Origin of the sequence: Carnimonas bestiolae (assembly GCF_051251145.1) — a bacterium.
GTDB lineage: Bacteria > Pseudomonadota > Gammaproteobacteria > Pseudomonadales > Halomonadaceae > Carnimonas > Carnimonas bestiolae.
The window spans coordinates 124,465-140,552 of sequence record NZ_JBPCZK010000005.1; the positions used below are offsets into that span (position 1 = coordinate 124,465).

19 protein-coding genes are annotated in these 16,088 nt (G+C 55.0%); 3 read left to right on the forward strand and 16 right to left on the reverse strand.

What is annotated here, in order from left to right:
• Window positions 1–413 precede the first annotated feature (413 nt).
• From R84865_RS07980 to R84865_RS08015, 8 genes are all read right to left on the reverse strand, one after another.
• The gene (locus tag R84865_RS07980; protein WP_435633232.1) at window positions 414–629 is read right to left on the reverse strand and encodes a TraR/DksA family transcriptional regulator; all 216 of its coding nucleotides are present in this window, start codon (window positions 627–629) and stop codon (window positions 414–416) included.
• Window positions 629–2,782: a replication endonuclease gene (locus R84865_RS07985; RefSeq protein ID WP_435637158.1), complete on the reverse strand. Its 2,154-nt coding sequence runs from the start codon at window positions 2,780–2,782 to the stop codon at window positions 629–631. Before R84865_RS07985 ends, R84865_RS07980 begins: the two co-directional genes overlap by 1 nt.
• Window positions 2,779–3,168: a hypothetical protein gene (locus tag R84865_RS07990; protein WP_435637157.1), complete on the reverse strand. Its 390-nt coding sequence runs from the start codon at window positions 3,166–3,168 to the stop codon at window positions 2,779–2,781. Before R84865_RS07990 ends, R84865_RS07985 begins: the two co-directional genes overlap by 4 nt.
• Complete coding sequence (locus R84865_RS07995) at window positions 3,168–3,518, reverse strand: hypothetical protein (protein ID WP_435637156.1); 351 nt, start codon at window positions 3,516–3,518, stop codon at window positions 3,168–3,170. Before R84865_RS07995 ends, R84865_RS07990 begins: the two co-directional genes overlap by 1 nt.
• 75 nt (window positions 3,519–3,593) lie before the next feature.
• On the reverse strand, window positions 3,594–3,962 hold the full coding sequence (locus R84865_RS08000) for an ogr/Delta-like zinc finger family protein (protein ID WP_435637155.1): 369 nt from the start codon (window positions 3,960–3,962) through the stop codon (window positions 3,594–3,596).
• A complete protein-coding gene (locus R84865_RS08005) occupies window positions 3,959–4,168 on the reverse strand; it encodes a hypothetical protein (protein ID WP_435637154.1) in 210 nt (69 codons plus the stop codon). Before R84865_RS08005 ends, R84865_RS08000 begins: the two co-directional genes overlap by 4 nt.
• A 57-nt stretch (window positions 4,169–4,225) precedes the next feature.
• Window positions 4,226–4,438: a hypothetical protein gene (locus R84865_RS08010; protein ID WP_435633238.1), complete on the reverse strand. Its 213-nt coding sequence runs from the start codon at window positions 4,436–4,438 to the stop codon at window positions 4,226–4,228.
• A gap of 3 nt (window positions 4,439–4,441) precedes the next feature.
• The gene (locus R84865_RS08015) at window positions 4,442–4,570 is read right to left on the reverse strand and encodes a hypothetical protein (protein WP_435637153.1); all 129 of its coding nucleotides are present in this window, start codon (window positions 4,568–4,570) and stop codon (window positions 4,442–4,444) included.
• A gap of 167 nt (window positions 4,571–4,737) precedes the next feature.
• On the opposite strand from R84865_RS08015, the gene R84865_RS08020 reads away from it, so the two are divergent.
• From R84865_RS08020 to R84865_RS08030, 3 genes are read left to right on the forward strand one after another with little or no spacing between them, the layout of a single operon-like run.
• Window positions 4,738–5,436: a LexA family transcriptional regulator gene (locus tag R84865_RS08020; RefSeq protein ID WP_435637152.1), complete on the forward strand. Its 699-nt coding sequence runs from the start codon at window positions 4,738–4,740 to the stop codon at window positions 5,434–5,436.
• A 37-nt stretch (window positions 5,437–5,473) separates the two neighbouring features.
• The gene (locus tag R84865_RS08025) at window positions 5,474–5,788 is read left to right on the forward strand and encodes a LexA family transcriptional regulator (protein WP_435637151.1); all 315 of its coding nucleotides are present in this window, start codon (window positions 5,474–5,476) and stop codon (window positions 5,786–5,788) included.
• A 17-nt stretch (window positions 5,789–5,805) separates the two neighbouring features.
• On the forward strand, window positions 5,806–6,357 hold the full coding sequence (locus tag R84865_RS08030; RefSeq protein ID WP_435637150.1) for a hypothetical protein: 552 nt from the start codon (window positions 5,806–5,808) through the stop codon (window positions 6,355–6,357).
• A 57-nt stretch (window positions 6,358–6,414) separates the two neighbouring features.
• On the opposite strand, the gene R84865_RS08035 is transcribed toward R84865_RS08030, so the two are convergent.
• From R84865_RS08035 to R84865_RS08070, 8 genes are all read right to left on the reverse strand, one after another.
• Window positions 6,415–7,422, reverse strand: coding sequence for a contractile injection system protein, VgrG/Pvc8 family (locus tag R84865_RS08035; protein ID WP_435637149.1), 1,008 nt, complete (start codon window positions 7,420–7,422; stop codon window positions 6,415–6,417).
• Complete coding sequence (locus R84865_RS08040; RefSeq protein ID WP_435637148.1) at window positions 7,419–7,892, reverse strand: phage tail protein; 474 nt, start codon at window positions 7,890–7,892, stop codon at window positions 7,419–7,421. Before R84865_RS08040 ends, R84865_RS08035 begins: the two co-directional genes overlap by 4 nt.
• Window positions 7,893–7,896: 4 nt before the next feature.
• Window positions 7,897–10,842, reverse strand: coding sequence for a hypothetical protein (locus tag R84865_RS08045; protein ID WP_435637147.1), 2,946 nt, complete (start codon window positions 10,840–10,842; stop codon window positions 7,897–7,899).
• 30 nt (window positions 10,843–10,872) lie between these two features.
• On the reverse strand, window positions 10,873–11,007 hold the full coding sequence (locus tag R84865_RS08050) for a GpE family phage tail protein (protein ID WP_435639353.1): 135 nt from the start codon (window positions 11,005–11,007) through the stop codon (window positions 10,873–10,875).
• 8 nt (window positions 11,008–11,015) lie between these two features.
• Window positions 11,016–11,330, reverse strand: coding sequence for a phage tail assembly protein (locus R84865_RS08055; RefSeq protein WP_435637145.1), 315 nt, complete (start codon window positions 11,328–11,330; stop codon window positions 11,016–11,018).
• A 65-nt stretch (window positions 11,331–11,395) separates the two neighbouring features.
• Complete coding sequence (locus R84865_RS08060) at window positions 11,396–11,908, reverse strand: phage major tail tube protein (protein WP_435637144.1); 513 nt, start codon at window positions 11,906–11,908, stop codon at window positions 11,396–11,398.
• A 31-nt stretch (window positions 11,909–11,939) separates the two neighbouring features.
• Window positions 11,940–13,160: a phage tail sheath subtilisin-like domain-containing protein gene (locus R84865_RS08065; RefSeq protein ID WP_435637143.1), complete on the reverse strand. Its 1,221-nt coding sequence runs from the start codon at window positions 13,158–13,160 to the stop codon at window positions 11,940–11,942.
• 175 nt (window positions 13,161–13,335) lie between these two features.
• Window positions 13,336–16,086 carry a tail fiber protein gene (locus tag R84865_RS08070; RefSeq protein WP_435637142.1) on the reverse strand — a complete coding sequence of 917 codons (2,751 nt, stop codon included), beginning with the start codon at window positions 16,084–16,086 and terminating at the stop codon, window positions 13,336–13,338.
• Between the last annotated feature and the right edge of the window lie 2 nt (window positions 16,087–16,088).

The window sequence follows — 16,088 nt, forward strand, 5'->3', positions numbered from 1 at the left end:
TGCCCAGTTTCCACTGGCCACGCTTCATCTTTGATCTGACAGCCTCTTCGCTATAGCCAGTTTCCTGCGCAAACTTTTCGATTGTAAGGTACCGGATTCCCATTTTCTAATACCCTGATGTTTTCCAGTGCTCGAACCTAGCCCGTATTGCCACTAGCTCCCGCACCGCTGAAGGGTTCCCATCAATCGCAGCCCTAGATTCCACCTTGCATGCACGCCGTAGCCAACGTGCTGCATCATCTTCGGTGTGTGTGCCATCCGGTACAGTCGCGCCAAACTTGTGGCGGGCACGCCTGTCTAGGTAGAGCCTGAAATTAGGATCGGCGCACAAAACTCCCGCGGTGCGTGCGTACCTGGTACCGCGTTTAGTCGCTCGCATCATCCGCTGCTAACTCCTCATTCCTGTTTCCCTGTTAGTGATAAGCGCGGCGGCGCTGTTCGATGATGTGCTGACACTCGACGCACCTGCGGGCGTAAGGGAGTGCCCGACGACGTTGGGCGGGTATCTCCTCTCCGCAGTCGATGCATTCGCCGTGATGCTCTATCTGATCTTTCATCCGGTGAGCGGCGAGAGCCCTTGTCAGGCTTTGCTCGCTTACTCTCTGTGCTCGATCACAAAAATCTGGCATTAGAAAAGTACCTCTCTTAGTTCGTCCCAATTGTCGTCGTTCGGTTGATCAGGGTGCGCATGTGCCGTATTCAGCTGCGCAATGATGGCTTTAATTTCTTCGTGCTCTTGCTCGGCGTGCTCTATCTCTGCTCGGTATTCTGCAGAGGTCACAAAGTCGTGGAATCGTTGGTCCTGGAGCGCTTTGTCATCCTCAGAAAGAGGCTGTGGCTCGCTGATTTTTTGCATGTGATGTGAGTCGAGCAGGTAATCGTCGATTTTCTCGGCGACTCGCCATGCGGGCAGCTCTTCCCAGCGGTTATTCACCATGATTTTGATGCGTTCGTTGGCATCTACCGGAGGTGGCCCAAATGGGCGCGTACAGTTATTCACATGAATCCAAGGCGAGCCTGCGGCCCGCTTAACCCCAACCCCCGCGCCGCTTTCAGCGGCTTTAAACGCTTCCCCAACGGCTAGCTCTCGACGATGCTTCACCTCCCATCTGTTAAATCTGGTCAGGTATTCATCACCAAGAATCGTCACGCCGAATGTCGCCTTCACGATTTCGCCGTACTGGCCGCGCGCCTTCGCATCCAGTCGATTGGTGTCTGGTCGGTCGACTGTCCACGAGCGAGCGGGCCGATCTTTCATCGGTACCATGGGACCGCCCATCAACCGCATGAACTGATCCCATTGGCCGGAATCGCATGCTGCAACTAAGCGGCGAGTAAATTCGCTGTGCGCGGGTTCGTAATCAAAGATGAGCTGCCACTGCTTGAATTCGTCTTCGGTACGCTCGTTTATCTTGCGCAACTCGCGCCAGACGCTGACGCTGGGCAATCCAACAAACTGGAATTGGCGAATGCCCCACGTTGCCGCCCATGTCTCGATGCGATTAGCGGCCGTAGCAATGTCATTGCCATACTGGTCTACGTCGCCAGCCTTGGTGTGGTTAACGCCTTTCCCTACGTACTTGGCCAAGTACGAAATGGCTCCGCCTTTTTTCTGCTCGATCTTCTCAACGTCGAAGCGGTGATATTTGGCCCCCGGTTCACTGCCATCTTCTGCGAGCGCGTAATCGCGCATCACCTGCGTGACGTAATCGGCGCTTTCAGGCTTCACCCACAGCATTAGGTGCCAATGCGGTGTGCCGTCATGGTGTGGCTCGACCACGCGCATCCCGTAAATGCCAACATTTTCGCGACCAAATTTGGCGCGCACCTTGGCCCACAGCTTGGTCAGGTACTTGTGTGCCTTGCGCGGCGTGGCCCCGTTATATTTCGGGTTGGGCTTGCATGAGCCCGAATTGACTGGGTGGTATTTGCTGGGGCATGTCCAAGTGAAGAAAAGCCCCTGATGCCCAAGGCGCAGCGCTTCGGCCTCGGTATCGCGGATACGCAGCATCATTTCTGAATAGCGGTGCGAAGGGTTGGCCAACCCCAGCTCGGACAGCTCTGCGAGCGTGTATTGCTCGCCGTTCTGATTGATTGCTACGAACGCTTCTAACAGTGCGTTATTGCGCACCTTCTGTGAGCGGCGCTTAGCGAGGCTTAAATCTGATGCGTAAACACCGGCGCGCTTATGAACGCGGCCAACGTCGCGCATTAGCTGCTCAATCCTGCGGCCAGAAAGCACGCGCAACCGGCGACGCCACCATCGGGAACACATGAGACGCGCGAGCCGTGATGAGAATGACAGCGATGCGGCAGGGGCTTCTATTTGATGCCGCCGACAAAGGCGCTCACCGACTGCCACGGCACGGCGCATTCCGGCAGTGCGGTGAATATTCACTACGCGGTGCAGGAACACAGCACGCATCGAGATTGATGCCACCGGCGTAATGAGTGGCAACGTCCTCGGTACCAGCACAGTGTTTTTAGTGTCTTCGCCATATGCGCGTGCATATGCCATTTCAACGATACGTGCCTGGGCTACCGCGTGATCAATCAGAGCGTCATCGTCGTGGGTAACGTTCCATGGCCCGCAGATCAGTCGCTCCGGTATTTGGCGCAGCCAGTTGTTGGCGGCGACATATCCTTTTTTTCCGCAGCTCGCTTTCGCCACATACACACGCGCTAAATCATCGGCAATCAACGGGAATCTTTCGAAGATGCGGCGGCGAAATAGCTCGCACTCTGCTGTGCCGTACCAACTGGCTTGTTCGATATAACTCATGCCATGGCCTCAATGAGTGCGAGAAAGTGTTTCACCGATTCGATATCCCCGCTGTCCAGCGCCTTTCGTGCTTCGGTGGCGAGTGAGGCGCTCGGATGGGGGGCGCTTTGGCAACGGTCCTTCAGACCGTTGGCAAAACGTCCCATGCGGCCAATGGCGTCGCGAATGGCCGCTACTTCTTCTCTGTTGAAGCGCTCAATGCCGTCGATGCTGCGGCGTGGCGAAATATCCGCCGCTTTCAACACGACAGACCGCTCACGCTGCATCATCGAATCCCATACCTGCGTTATGTCATCGTTTCGATGGCGCGCTCGCAGCTCATCGCGCAGTGCGATGAACTTCTGACGGCCAACGTCGGAGGCTGGGAGTACGGTCGCGCGACTCATTAATGCACCGTGCTCTCTGCGCGATATCGCTCCATCGCGTGCATGACGTCAGCGACGGTGAAATGAATTGGGCCGGTCGTTGTTTGAATGGTGATCAAGTTGGACGTTGATCGATCTATGTCGAGCCACTCGCGGCGGTTAATGCACCGATTGTCGGCGTAGGCTTGCATGGCAATGCGCTCTGCCTCGGTACGGCTCAAACCGTGCTCGACGATCAATTGCTCTATGCAGCTGTTGATGCAGCCTTCTACGTCGCCGGATTCGGGCATGCGCAGGTAGTGCGTTAGCGCTGCATCGGCGGGGGCCATTTTTCGGGTATCTCGCTGGATTGAGTTAACAGTGGTGGGCATGGCGTTTTTCCTTTCGTAGAGACGAGTTTGGAGAGCGCGCATAATCGGCGCGCTAAAAAACGGGTTAGTTAACGGTTAATGAATGGTGGGGCTGTTATATAAATCTGGCGTTTTCGTTTGAGCGGCTTTCGCTGCCAGCTTGCGCTCTAAGAACGGCGACAGCTTGATACCCAGCCGGACATCATCAGCGCCGGGCAATTCGCACATTTGCGTCGTTTCAGTGATGTTAAAAGTGAAGTGTCCGCGCCATCCGCACGTGGCGCGCTGGCACTCAACAAGACCTGATATTAGCGCTTCAGAGATGTATTCACTGGTGCGCACTCTGACGAAAAAACCGCAGTAGGGGCATGTTAGGCGCAGGCCATTCTTTCGCCGGGCGTCTTCTATACGCACACCGGGAGCGGGGGCGTGTCTGCTTTCTCGGCGTTGAACTGTCTTTTTCATTGTTTGCCCCCTTTTATAACGGTTAATTCAGGGCGCTTCGGCCCTCCGACGATGGCCCCCTTCAGGGAGCCGTTGATGCGTCGTTGTAGCAGCATATTCAGCGCCTGCTCGCGATCTTCTAATCCGCATTGCTCGCATACTCGATCGAGTACGCAAGCTAACTCTGCATCGATAACCATGCTTCCGCTGGGCTGTTTACTGCTCATGTCCGCCCCCTTTTGCACGGTGTAATAACGGTTATCCTTATCCCAATGCTCACGGCGTTAGCCGTGAGTGACTGCTGTCTGGCGCGGTTTAACGGCTGACCCCGGCACGATGCCGAACTCGTCTCTTGCTTCGCGCAACGCGAGTTCGCGCAGCACTTGAGCTTTTGATGTTCCATATAGGGCGCAGGCAGCTTCAATAAACGCTTCTTCATGTGCGTTCAGATACACAGTGACCTTGTTCTTTCTTGCGAGAGCTGGATCGTGGTACATGTCTTAATGTGTCCGCTGCGATTGGTTGTTGTACTGCTCAAGGCCTTTCAGTGCTAAGAGCCGCACCATGCTGCTGGCTGTGCGCGCTTCTTCTTGCGCGAGCGCGGCGATGGCCTGTTTCTCTTCGGGCATAAATCTAACCCCGAACATTTCTTTCGCTACGCCTCGGGGCGCGTATCTTCTCGCCTGTCGGGAGGGGACAGCATGGGACTGCATGGGGTATCCTCAATGCGTTAATCATCAACGACATGAATACTATTCCACTAAACGTGTACTAGTAAACTAACGGTTTATTAAAAATGGCTATCGATCCGTTACCTCTTCCCGAAAGGTTAGCTATTACTGACGCTATCATGCAGCGTATGCGTGGGGTGGTAGGGGTTGATTCCGACTATCAGTTGGCCAAATTTCTGGGCATATCAACCAGCGCTCTTAGTAATTGGCGCAAACGAGGATCAATACCTATTGATCAATGTATGTCACTTTGTGTGACATACGGGGTGTCTCTTGACTGGCTCATATTTGGAAAAGACGAAACAGCTCTAAGCGGCTCTTTCACAAATGGGCTTCCGCAGTCAATTTCAGGCTCTTCTATACCTCTCTACGACGTAGAGGGGGCTGCCGGTGCGGGTAGGGCTCTCGATCACGAGAGTGTCATCGGTAGTTTTCAACTCGATAACGACACGATTGAACAGCTAGGCATTAATGATGTGCACCTTGCAGGCGTGCGTGTCCGCGGTGACTCAATGGAGCCAACGCTTACTGACAATGACTGGGTCATCGTTGACCTTGATCAGCAAAGCTACGCCCAAGGTGGCGTTTTTTTGATTTGGGTCAGTGGCGAGCTACGCATCAAACGGCTGCAGCGACTCGCAGGCGGTGCAGCGCTATTGATCAGTGACAATAAGCTCTATGACCGCGAGATGATTAAGTTCGACAAGATGCAGGAATTTTCTGTGCTCGGGCGCGTTGTTCTGCGCCTTGGTGAAATTTCGTAGGTTCGTCATGCATGTAAACTACTTGGGACCATTGCAAATGGGGCTAGATAGCCCCGCCTTGGCTGGACTATCCCCTGACCATTTTTCTCCTTGTGCTTTCGCTGTTGAAGTGCGCGCTGGCGAGGGATGTACGGGCTCCATCATTGAAGGCGATGTGCTGATTGCGGAAGAGCGAAGCTGTGCGTTGCATGACGATCTTGTGATTGCGAGAGAAGCCGACGCATATGTGCTAATGCGGGCATTCCGTGTAGGTGGTCGCGTGCGCTACCTGTCTATGTGTGGTGGCGAGGGAGTGTGGGGAGGACCTGATCGGCTGCTGGGTGTTGTTGTCCGGCAAATTCGTCAATATTAAGCAACGAGCATATAGCTATGAAAAAGACAGCTGCTTTAATCATATCACTTTTATTTTCATCATCTAGTTTTGCTGCTTGGAAAACAGATTCATGGATGAGTACTGTTGTCCAGTTTGAAAAACCGGTTAGAGTGGGTAATGCCGCTTTATATTATCCATCTTTTGAAGATTCAGGAATTGTATTTGACTGCGTTGAAGATACGCCCTTTTTCTCCGTTATATTTTTATCACCGGGGTCTGATGATATAGAAAATCCTAGTGTGCCTGGTATGAAAATAGTGTTGTCATCAAAAGATGATTATGTTGACTTTAAATGGCCTGAAATGAAAAGAAGAAACTCCCAGTATGTCCAAGTCTCCGGTGAGTTCTCTAATCAAGTCAATCACGCGCTTTACATGTTGAGGAATGCCAAAGAACCTTTATCGTTAAGCTATGTTATAGGCGGCAAAAGAGGAAGCATTAGAGTTCCTGTAGACGGTTCCACTAAAGCATCCGATAAGTTTATAAAAGTATGCGATTTAAACGTGTACGATAAGTCGTGGCTAGATATGGACGATATGGAGCATTAGCGGTTTTACTATTTGTCGATAATATTAAGAAGCGCCTCACTATAGGCGCTTCATACTCTACTGCTTCACTTCACATTTAATGCTGGTGATAAATCCAATGGAGTCAAGGCGGTGGGTTATCTCGGTGGCCACCCATTGCTGATCATCAATGAGTTCCCCGAATCCCTGTGCGTTGATCGGTGACTCCACGAGGATATCGGCGCGTCCCATGGCGAGCGCCATGTCTAATCCCTCTACACCACGTTTAATGCGCGCCCATTCCGCTTCTGCAGCTGCAGCGGCATCGTCCTTGGTCGCATAGGTCGCTTTTAGCTCACGCACGTTGTCACCGCTTCCAGCGATGACGTACTTGTACTTGGCACCTTTCTTCTCGTTGTAGTGCGCCTTCACGCCCGCGTAGCTATCAGATACGGTGCGCACGTAGCTGAAGTTGCTGACGCTCCTTTTTTCGATTGAGATTGTGGGGAGCGCGGTGCCGCTTGCCGATGTGCTTTGCCCCTTTTTAACGAATAGTAAGCGCCCGGCCTTGATGGAAGCGATGGCGTCGTTACGCTCGCCTAGTCGAATTAAGAAGTTAAGATCACTCTCGCTGGTCTGGTCGATATGGTTAACACGAGCTGCCCTGAAGCTTTCGCTGCAGGCGGATATGAGTGAATGTTCTGCCGCAATCTTATCGACGATCTCGCCAATGGTAGTCCGATGCCATGAACGCGTTTTCTGTCCCGGCAGCGTCGCGGTGGTATCAACAGCGCGGGCGCGAACGGTGATGATATCGGGCGGCCCTGTGATTTCGACTTCGTTGATGATGAAGTCGCCCTTTTCGGTTAGGTCATTATTCCAGCCGATGGCGATTGACAGCTTTTTGCCGTTTTCAGGAATAGGTGTGCGCCCATCATGGTTAACGAGCGTGATATCGAGTTGATCTGACGTACCGTCGCGCGAATCGGTGAGTGACAGACTCGACAACCGACCATTAAACCGTGGCGTAATATCGACGCCTGCCAGCGTTAACCGATAGCTCGGCGTGTTGTTGCCCGATGCGGCACTGTCTGCCCACGTGATCACGGTATCATTCCCGCCATTTGACCGACGGATGCTATCTGGCCGGTGCCGGTGGTGTACTCGTTAAGCTCCTGCTGGCCCAAGTCGTTCACCGAGGGGTTATCAACATGTGAGAGCGTCATCGAAAATTCGATGCGCTGGGCGAGTCCATCGACCATAAACTCGCTTGAGGTCTCCTCGATACTGCCGATTACCCACCAGCCATACATCCGGCCCGTGGCCTCGATCAGCGGCCATGCTTTGCCGCTGTCAGCCATTTTGCGTAGCTGATCGAAGGTAAGGCGACCGCCGGTAAACTCCGGCAACAATTCGCCGGTGAGGGTAATCGTGTCCTCCCCTGGTCCCACAAACTGGCGGGCCGGCCGCTGGCCGATTCGTTCTTGTGCCGGATGCCGGTATTCACTCGATCGCTGCAGCTGTTGATAGGGGACGGTCACGCGCTGAAAGACGAATTGTCCGAGAATCATCATCATGGCGTTATCTCCGGTCGGTCATCAATGAGCGCTCGCGAGCCTTCTTCTGGCGATCACGCCGGTCTATCTCATCGCTTACATGGCGCGCCACTGCTCGCTCGTCCATGCCTGGTGCGGCGTGAATAGTGATGCTGTATTGACGGTTGTCGTGATTCGCCGGTGCGGCGGCGGGAGCGATGACGGGCGGGCGTGTGTCCATCTGAATGATGCTTGCCGGGTCGTTAACCGATGGCAGCGCAGCGCCTGCGAAGGCTGGCATGGTTGCACCGGTCCACATAGCGGTCTTGGCGGCAACTTTCATTGCACCCTGTCGCTCTGGCGTTAGCTTCGACGGCTTTTGGGGAGTCTCTGACTTCCATGGGGTTTGCTTCGCCCATGGCGCGTCTTTGTTGATGGGTACCGCCGGTGGCGTCACTTCCCAATGGCCACTGAAAGGCATCTTCTCCTTTATCCAGTTGCCAACGCCGTCAAACCAGCCTGCCACTTTTTCCCACATCGACTTCATGCCGTCCCACAGTCCATTGATCATAGCCTTACCGGCATCGAATAGATTGCTGGGCACATCAACGCCCAGATAGCTCAAGAGCGCCGAGATGCCTTTGTATACCAGCCCTTGGGGCGACCAATTGACGAGCAGCTCGCTCACCTTGCCGATACCGCCATGGAAGGCATCTTCCACGTCTTTCCAGCGGTCTTTAAAGAATTGGCTGATCGCGCCCCAGTGTTGGTAAATCAGATAGGCAGCAGCCCCTAGCGCTGCCACCGCTACGACGATTGCGGCTATAACGGGATTCGCCACCGCCAGTCCGACGGCGGCACGCGCGACGAGCCAGATACCCCGACTAATTAGCAATAGCGCCTTGGGTAGGGCTCGAATAGCGCGGCCGGCCAATTTGATCGGGGCTGCCAGCCACCCAAAGCTACGCCCCAATATCCCAACGCTTTTGCCTGTTCCCTGCGCCGCGATTCCCATGCGACGAAATAAGAAGTCGATCGTGACAATGGGGCCAATAATGCTGGCTGTCGCCAGCGCGACGCCGCCGAGTACCCCCGCGATCGCGCCAAATCCCGCGAAGGCTGTCAGCATTGCCTTTGCAGCCCGTGGATTCTTTTCCATCCACTCGGTGATGGTCTTGATCGTTGCCGCTATCTTTTCCAGTGCTTTGTTGTAAAGCGGCATGAGGTCAGTGCCCATCTGACGATACAGATCGGCGCGGCGCGCTTCGGCTTCGATTTCTTTCCCGCGCGTTGTTTTAAGCGCACTGTCGTGCATCTGATCAACGTCATCGGCCTTGGCGTTCAGCTTGGCGTTTTTCTGAATGCGGGGTAACTGCTGGACGATGTTGGCCAGAAAGTTCGCGCCATTGCGATTGGTCACAATCGAGCCAATCGCGTCCAGTATGTCCGACTGTTTCGTAATGCCGTTCTCGGCCAACTGCGGGAGCAGTATTTTCTCTACCCATTCAACCGGATTGCGCTTGAATAGATCGCCGCCTTTCAGGTTGCCCGGGCCAATAAATGCCTGCTGATCCACCTTGTCGAATTTGATTTTCGACGGGTCTGCTATAAGCCCTAGATCAGTGAGCTTGCTGGCCGCCACTTTGGTTGTCTTGCCCTGATATAGGTTCTGATAAAGAGACATGGCTGATTGGCCCGCGGTGAAGCCGCCCATCTCCTGAATCAGCGGTTCCATCGTGTAATAGAGCGCGGCGTTATCAAAGCCTTTGCCATACACGCCTGACTTTTTAACGAAGTCGAGAATCTGCGTGCTATCCACGCGCCCACCTGTTGCGTTGACCACCTGCTGCTGCATGTTGAGCTGGCGTGCAAACTCTTTCGGGTCATTCGCGCCGCCGCGTAGCTCGGTGATTCGAATCGCGTTTTGCAGATTGCGCTCGATCTCTTCCGGGGCCATATCGCTATAAAGCGCTCTATTCGCAAAGAACGCCTTTTGCAGCATCGGCATGATCGACTCAGCTTCGTCCTGATCTGCATAAATAGAGCGGGCATCGCGTAATAGCGTCAAACTGTCTAGCCCACTCACACCGTATGCCTGATGATCTTTTACGTACTGAAGCGCTCGCTGCGTCGCCTCATGCCCAAGCCCCTGACCGTTGACGCGTGCCGTTTCTACTTCATAGTTTTGCGCCTCCTCAATGGGCGCGTGAAGCATCCGGTAAGTGCCTGCGGCGACGCCCATACCGGTCACGCCGGTGATGGCAGTGTTGTTTCTAAACTGCATGCCGTGCTGATAGCGTTCGCGGGCCTTATTTACCTGCTCTTGTTTTTGTCCTAACCGGTCGAGCTGTTCTCGCTGACGCGTGATCGATGCTGTTAGCGCATCCTCGCGCCGCTTAAGCCCTAGCGCGGTGAATCCTAACGTGTTGGTATCTACGCCCGCCTTTTTGAGTTTGTCGCTGTAGATACCCACGTCGCGGCTAAGGCGCTCGGTGCTGCCTGACAGCTTCTTCTCTTCGCCCTCGGCGCTTCTGACGAGCCGTGCGTATCTAGCCGTTTCGCCAGCCGCCTTGTTGGATTGCTGACGAAACATGGTGAGACGGATTCGAGCTTTCTCAAGCTCGGTATTCAGTGCCTGGTTAGCGCTTCTTCCATTCAATACCTGTTCTGCTAGACGCTGATAATCCCTTTCAGCGCTTTTAGCGACTCGCGTCGCACTTTTTTGCGCCTCGCGCGCAGTGTCCAGCCTGTCCTTATGCCCCTTTAGCGACGCGTTCACCTTGGCCAGCGCGGCCTCATTTTCCCGGAGCGCTTCCCGCGTCTTACGGTATCCCTCAACGTCTTTTTGTACGCGATTGACCTGTCGCTGCTGCTCCCGAAGCTCCCCGAGGCGCGCCGCCGCCGCTTTTGAGCTTTGGCTCACACGGTTAAGCGGCGCAGTGGCTTTATCCACCGCACCCAAGAGCACCTCAAGCTTTAAGGGATTCGCCACTGCGCCGCTTCCTGTCGTGATTTACTGGGGCTACTCTTCTGCGCCACTTCTAACCCGTGCTCGCTCTCGATACTCCATCAGTTCGGTGAGCGTCATGTCGGCCATGTCGCCGGGCGACCAGTGGAAGATGGTGGCGATATCGGCCATCGCGTCTTCCACTCTCACGGGCAGCTTTATTCCGCTGCCTGACTCTGCTGCGGCAACAAAAAACTCACGATCTCACTGCCGAACGCGAAGAGGTCAGCTGCGGACAACTGATTCATCTGATGTTCTGTCAGCGCCGGTGATGAGATGCGCGGCACTAGCTTTACGATGGCATCTGCGTCCATGCGCACCGCATCGGCGAGCGAGATTCCGCGTAGCGAGCCTGCCTTGGGTGCACGTAGCGTGACCTCTTTGATCTCTTCGCCGCCATCGGTGATGGGCGTTTCCAGCGTCACGGTGTGCGGCTTCGCCTGGGTGATGGTAGTTGCCTGTTCTTTACTCATGGCTTAGTTCTCTTCGCTAGACGGGCAGCACCGCTGCCCGATGATTTTCAGGGGGGTGGTGATGCTTATGCCATGCCGAGTGCACGGCGGCGTTCTGCCAGTCGATCAACGCCATCTACCTTGCAGATGTTGTTGATGATATCGACCTCGATCAGCTCCTTGCCGTTATCGACCAGTCGGTAGTAATTGAGCGATGCGGTGATGGTGTGCTGGGTATCTTCACCTAGCTTGGCATCGCCCATGTCGATATTGGAGTACCGGCCACGGCAAGTAATCTCGACCGCCCGCACTTCGCCGGTCTCGTCACTCTCATATGAGCCACGAAAGCGCAGCGTGTCGGTGTCGGCAATATGCGTGCCCCAGTTCTTAAAATGCTCGGCGGCAAATCCCGCGACCACGAAACTCATTTCGAGCTTCTGCAGGCCCATATCGATCTCAATCGGCCCTTGCATGCCGCCGCCCCGGTACTCGACCATGTTGCGCTGCAATTTGGGCGGCGTAACGGTAGCGATCTCACCTTTCCAGTCATCACCGTTGGTAAAAAGGTTCAGGTCTTTTAGCTTGCGTGGCATCGCCATGCTGATTCTCCTACGCGCTCAAGGCGCTTGGTTATGCGTTTACTTGAGCGGCGAAGTCCGCCAGATAGCTATCGGTGATTTCCTGCTCGAATCCCAGGCTTTCGAGCGGCGGTACCGGCGTGTATTTGTAGTTGATGATCAGCTTGCCGCCCTTGATCTCTTCCGCGCCGTTTTTCTTCTCATCAATCCACGCTTCGCCGCCCAGAATGTAGCCCTGCGTTTTCAGCATACGAAGCTTCGCGTTAACGCCGTCGATGATGTCCCGTGCAGTCATCGGTGTTAATGGCCGATCGATAAAGGAGAAGTGCGCCTCCGCAATGGTTTGCGCCAGCACTTGTGCGGTGCGGGTGTAGGATTCGAATGCAAAGCTGCCCGAGGCATCGCAGGTACGCACGCCCCAGAATCGGTAACCGGATTTCTGAATGAGGGCGGTAATATCGTGGCTATTCAATTCGTCGGCGTCGGTATTGCTGTTCTGCAAATCCCACGACACTGGCTTGGTAACGCCTGTGACGCCGTTAACGGGCAGATTTGATAGGCAGCGATGCCAGCCGACTTCCTGATCGGTGCGCGCACGCAGTCCCAGCGCGACGGCGACCGATGAGATGGTGGCTTCCTTGCTGGACGCCACGTCAAAGCCGGTGAAGTCGCCGTAGATCAGCATAAGCTCGCGCGCCCCGAAGTCCTCTCGCGCAAGGCTTGCCGCTTGCACGTTTTCGGCATCGACCACGGCGTATGCAAAGCCCTTGATCTGCTGCGCGACGCTGACAAGCGCTGCCGTCACATCACTGTCGATGATGCCAGGCACGCCCAAGATGCGAGGCGTTACACCGAGCGTCGACTGCGCGGTGAGTAGTGCCTGCAAGCCGGTTTTTTTGCCAGCGCTTGTAGTAGTACCGATGATGTTGGCTTTTAGCGTATCGGTGGCACCGTCTTTAGTGCCGCTCTCTTTCCCGCCATCGGTTTTCGCCGGTGCCTTGGAATCTTCTTCAACGCGGACCACGACGACGGGGGCGCTGACCTGATTGCTAATCGCGGTCAATGATGGGGCGAGCGTGCCAGATACTCCCGCCTTACCAATAGCGGTAGGCAGATCGTGCAGCAGCACGGGGGTATTGAGAGGAAATGTCTTGCTGTCTGCGTCCTTAGACGTGCAGACGATGCCAATAACGGCGGTCGCAATCGTGCGGATGGTTTGCGTGCCGTTATTGATCTCGACCACGTTGACGCCGTGATGATAGTCGCCAGCCATGAAGTATATCCCTAGGGTGATTGGGTCGGTTCATGGTCGTGGATGAATACTAGCGGGGCGAGCAATTCGCTGTGTAAGAACGCAGCGTGACGCTTAATAGCTGCACAAAAAAAAGGCCGCTTTTTATGGCGGCCTGACAGGGGAGTCTCACGGGCGTAACGATAGCTCGCGATTGTTACGCTGCGCGGACGATATAGTTAAATGCGATGTTTTTAGGGCGCGTTTCTGCGCCTCCCGCATACCCCGTATCGCCTGTCACATCGTGATAATGATCGCCGCTTTCGTCGATAGTGGCGTTATGTACGTGATCGTCTACCCATGAGGTTGCTTTGTTCTCGCTGCTTCCGCCCGCGTTCATCAACTGCCTGCCATTGCTATCCCCGGGTGCTGACCATGAGCTATATGCAACGTTATGAGAATGCCCGCCCGCGCCATAGATATTAACGTTATGGCCATGCTTCCCGGCGCGCGCTGTCGAAAGTGTTCCCTTATCGTGCCGGTGCGATCGCATATCTTGATCTTGCGTGGAGAGCACCGCGCGATTTTTATCGACATCAATACCGCGCCCACCATCTTTTGCACGTATGAAATAGCCGCGCAAATCAGGCGTTCGGCCATTGGTATACACCTTGGCTAGCTGCGGGCACTTCCCTTTGTCAAAGGCGCGCCCGTCGCACAATAGCCAGCCTGCTGGCGCAGTGTCCGTCGGCCACGGCTGGGGGCTTCCTACGGGCAGCTCATTGCCAATTGGCGGCGTATTTTTCAAATCATTGTAGCTGCCGGTTTTCGCCGCCTTCGGCAGTGCCGCAACCACTGTGTAAATATCTCCGGCGAGCGTCAGGTCGTTATATTTTCCTTTCCACAGTGTGTAGTCGTAGGGTTCTTTATTAAGCCCTGCGACGCCCTTTAGCGCAGCATCCCCAAACGCCGGTTTTTCCTTGATATCGCCCCATTTTGCCGTGTTGGCAAGCTCTGCCAAACCCAGCGCCTTTCTTGCGCTTTCGGCGCTTGTTGCGCCGGTGCCGCCGTTTTCAATAGGAATCACATCATCGTTAGTAGCTAGGCGCGTCCATTTTGACCACGTGCCCGCTGAATCTGTAGCGCGCAGCCACAGCTGCGAGGCGTTAAATTGGTTGATGGTGTTATTGCTGCCGCCTGCCGCGCCAACAATCATCACGCCCATTTTTGCCGATGGTCCGCTGCGCTTCATGATAAGCACTGGGCCACCGGTGGCCATCCCGCTAGGGCGATTTTTAGTGCCGTTGTCCCACTGATAAACACCCGGTTTCACGCCGTCGAGACTTCGATCGAAGTCGGTATAGTGAGAGGCGTTGCTCGACCAGCCTAAATTCATCATCGCGTTGTTGGCATTCGTCGCCCCGGTGCCGCCATTACTGATCGGTGCGACATCCAAGGGCGCTAACGCGCCTACCCCCGCCAAGTCCTCAAGCTTGCCTGACGTTGCTACGGCGGCCAGTTCATCGCTCATGGTCACGCGCTGCCAGTCATTCATTTTCCCGCTGGACACTGAGCCCACGAATAGCTGATTTTTAGAGTCGATGATCAGATACGAGGCATTCGATTCCGATTCTCGGTTGACGATCAACTGTGCGTAATGCCCAGCCCCCTGCGGCCAATCCGTCGGCACCTGCCTGCGGACGGCATATAGGCCGCTTTGCGTCAGGTTCTGAATAGTATCGTTGTCGTTGATAAGGATTGCGCCACCGCCAATGCCGAATGCTCCTACCGGCATTACATCGCCGTCTTCGTTACCGGCGTTTTTCGCGGCAGCACTGCCCAGTGCGGCAACGATCGCTTGCAGCGTATTTTTGCCACTGAAGGCGTTAGATGGCTTGGCGGTAATCTGTTCGGCCTTGTGCGCCGAGGTGGCACTGGCGTGCGCATTCACTTTGTTCTGCGCGCCTTGCGGCGTTTCTCGCGTGTTGGCGTTATCGTTGGCACGCTTAACCGCATTGGCCGTGGCCGCTTGGCTCGTCGAGGTATTGTTGGTCGCATCGTTTAGCTGCACGATGCCCGCGCCCTCTGTGCTCGCCTTATCGATTTCGTGTGTGTGCGTGTCGCCTGACGCGCTGTTTTTGCTGCTGGCGGTAATCTTGCTCGGTGTGCCGAGGCTAACGGTTCTATCGCCCGTCAGGTTGCCACCACCTGTTAGACCATTCCCAGCCTTAACCTGACGCGCCCCTTTGACAATATCCCCAGTCCCATTGCCGTCATTGAGTTTGGCGGCGGAGCCTAAGCTTGTCAGCATGTCTTGCACGCTATTTTTGCCACTAAAGGCAGCGGGCGGCGTGAGGCTAATTTGCCCTGCGTTGTGCGCCGTCCCCGCCTTGGCGTGCGCATCCACCTTATCTTGAGCGCCCTTAGGTGTTTCTCGCGTGTTGGCGTTGTCGTTGGCACGCTTGACCGCATTGGCTGTGGCCGCTTTATCGGTTGCTTTGTCGCTGACGCTATCTGACAGCATCGTGACACCGCGTGTCGTGGTCGTGGCGGGCGGCTCTGAAAAAGTCGCATCGCCGAAGGTGAATTTGGTGGCATCGATATCATCGATCGCGATATCAAGCGTCAAGAGCACAATGGCAGCGGCGGCTTTCTCAACGATGGCGTCTTTTTGTGCGTAGACGGCAAAGAATGTGCCGTCTTTTAAATAAAGCGATACCTCTTTCACGGTGTAGCTATCGGTGCTTTCGTCTTTTACGTCGATATGCAGCATGTTGCTCGACGGTGAATCACCCGCAACGCTGGCCACGCGCTTAATCTGTTTTTTAAGTGCGGTCTGCTTACCGTTGGCGGTATAACCTTCGGAGCCAAAGCCCGCCTGCGTGATCTCGATATTCTTACCGGCTTCCAGCGCGCTTTTGATGGCCGCCTTGCCTTTGTCGGTAATGATCATTTTTAACTCGGCCATGA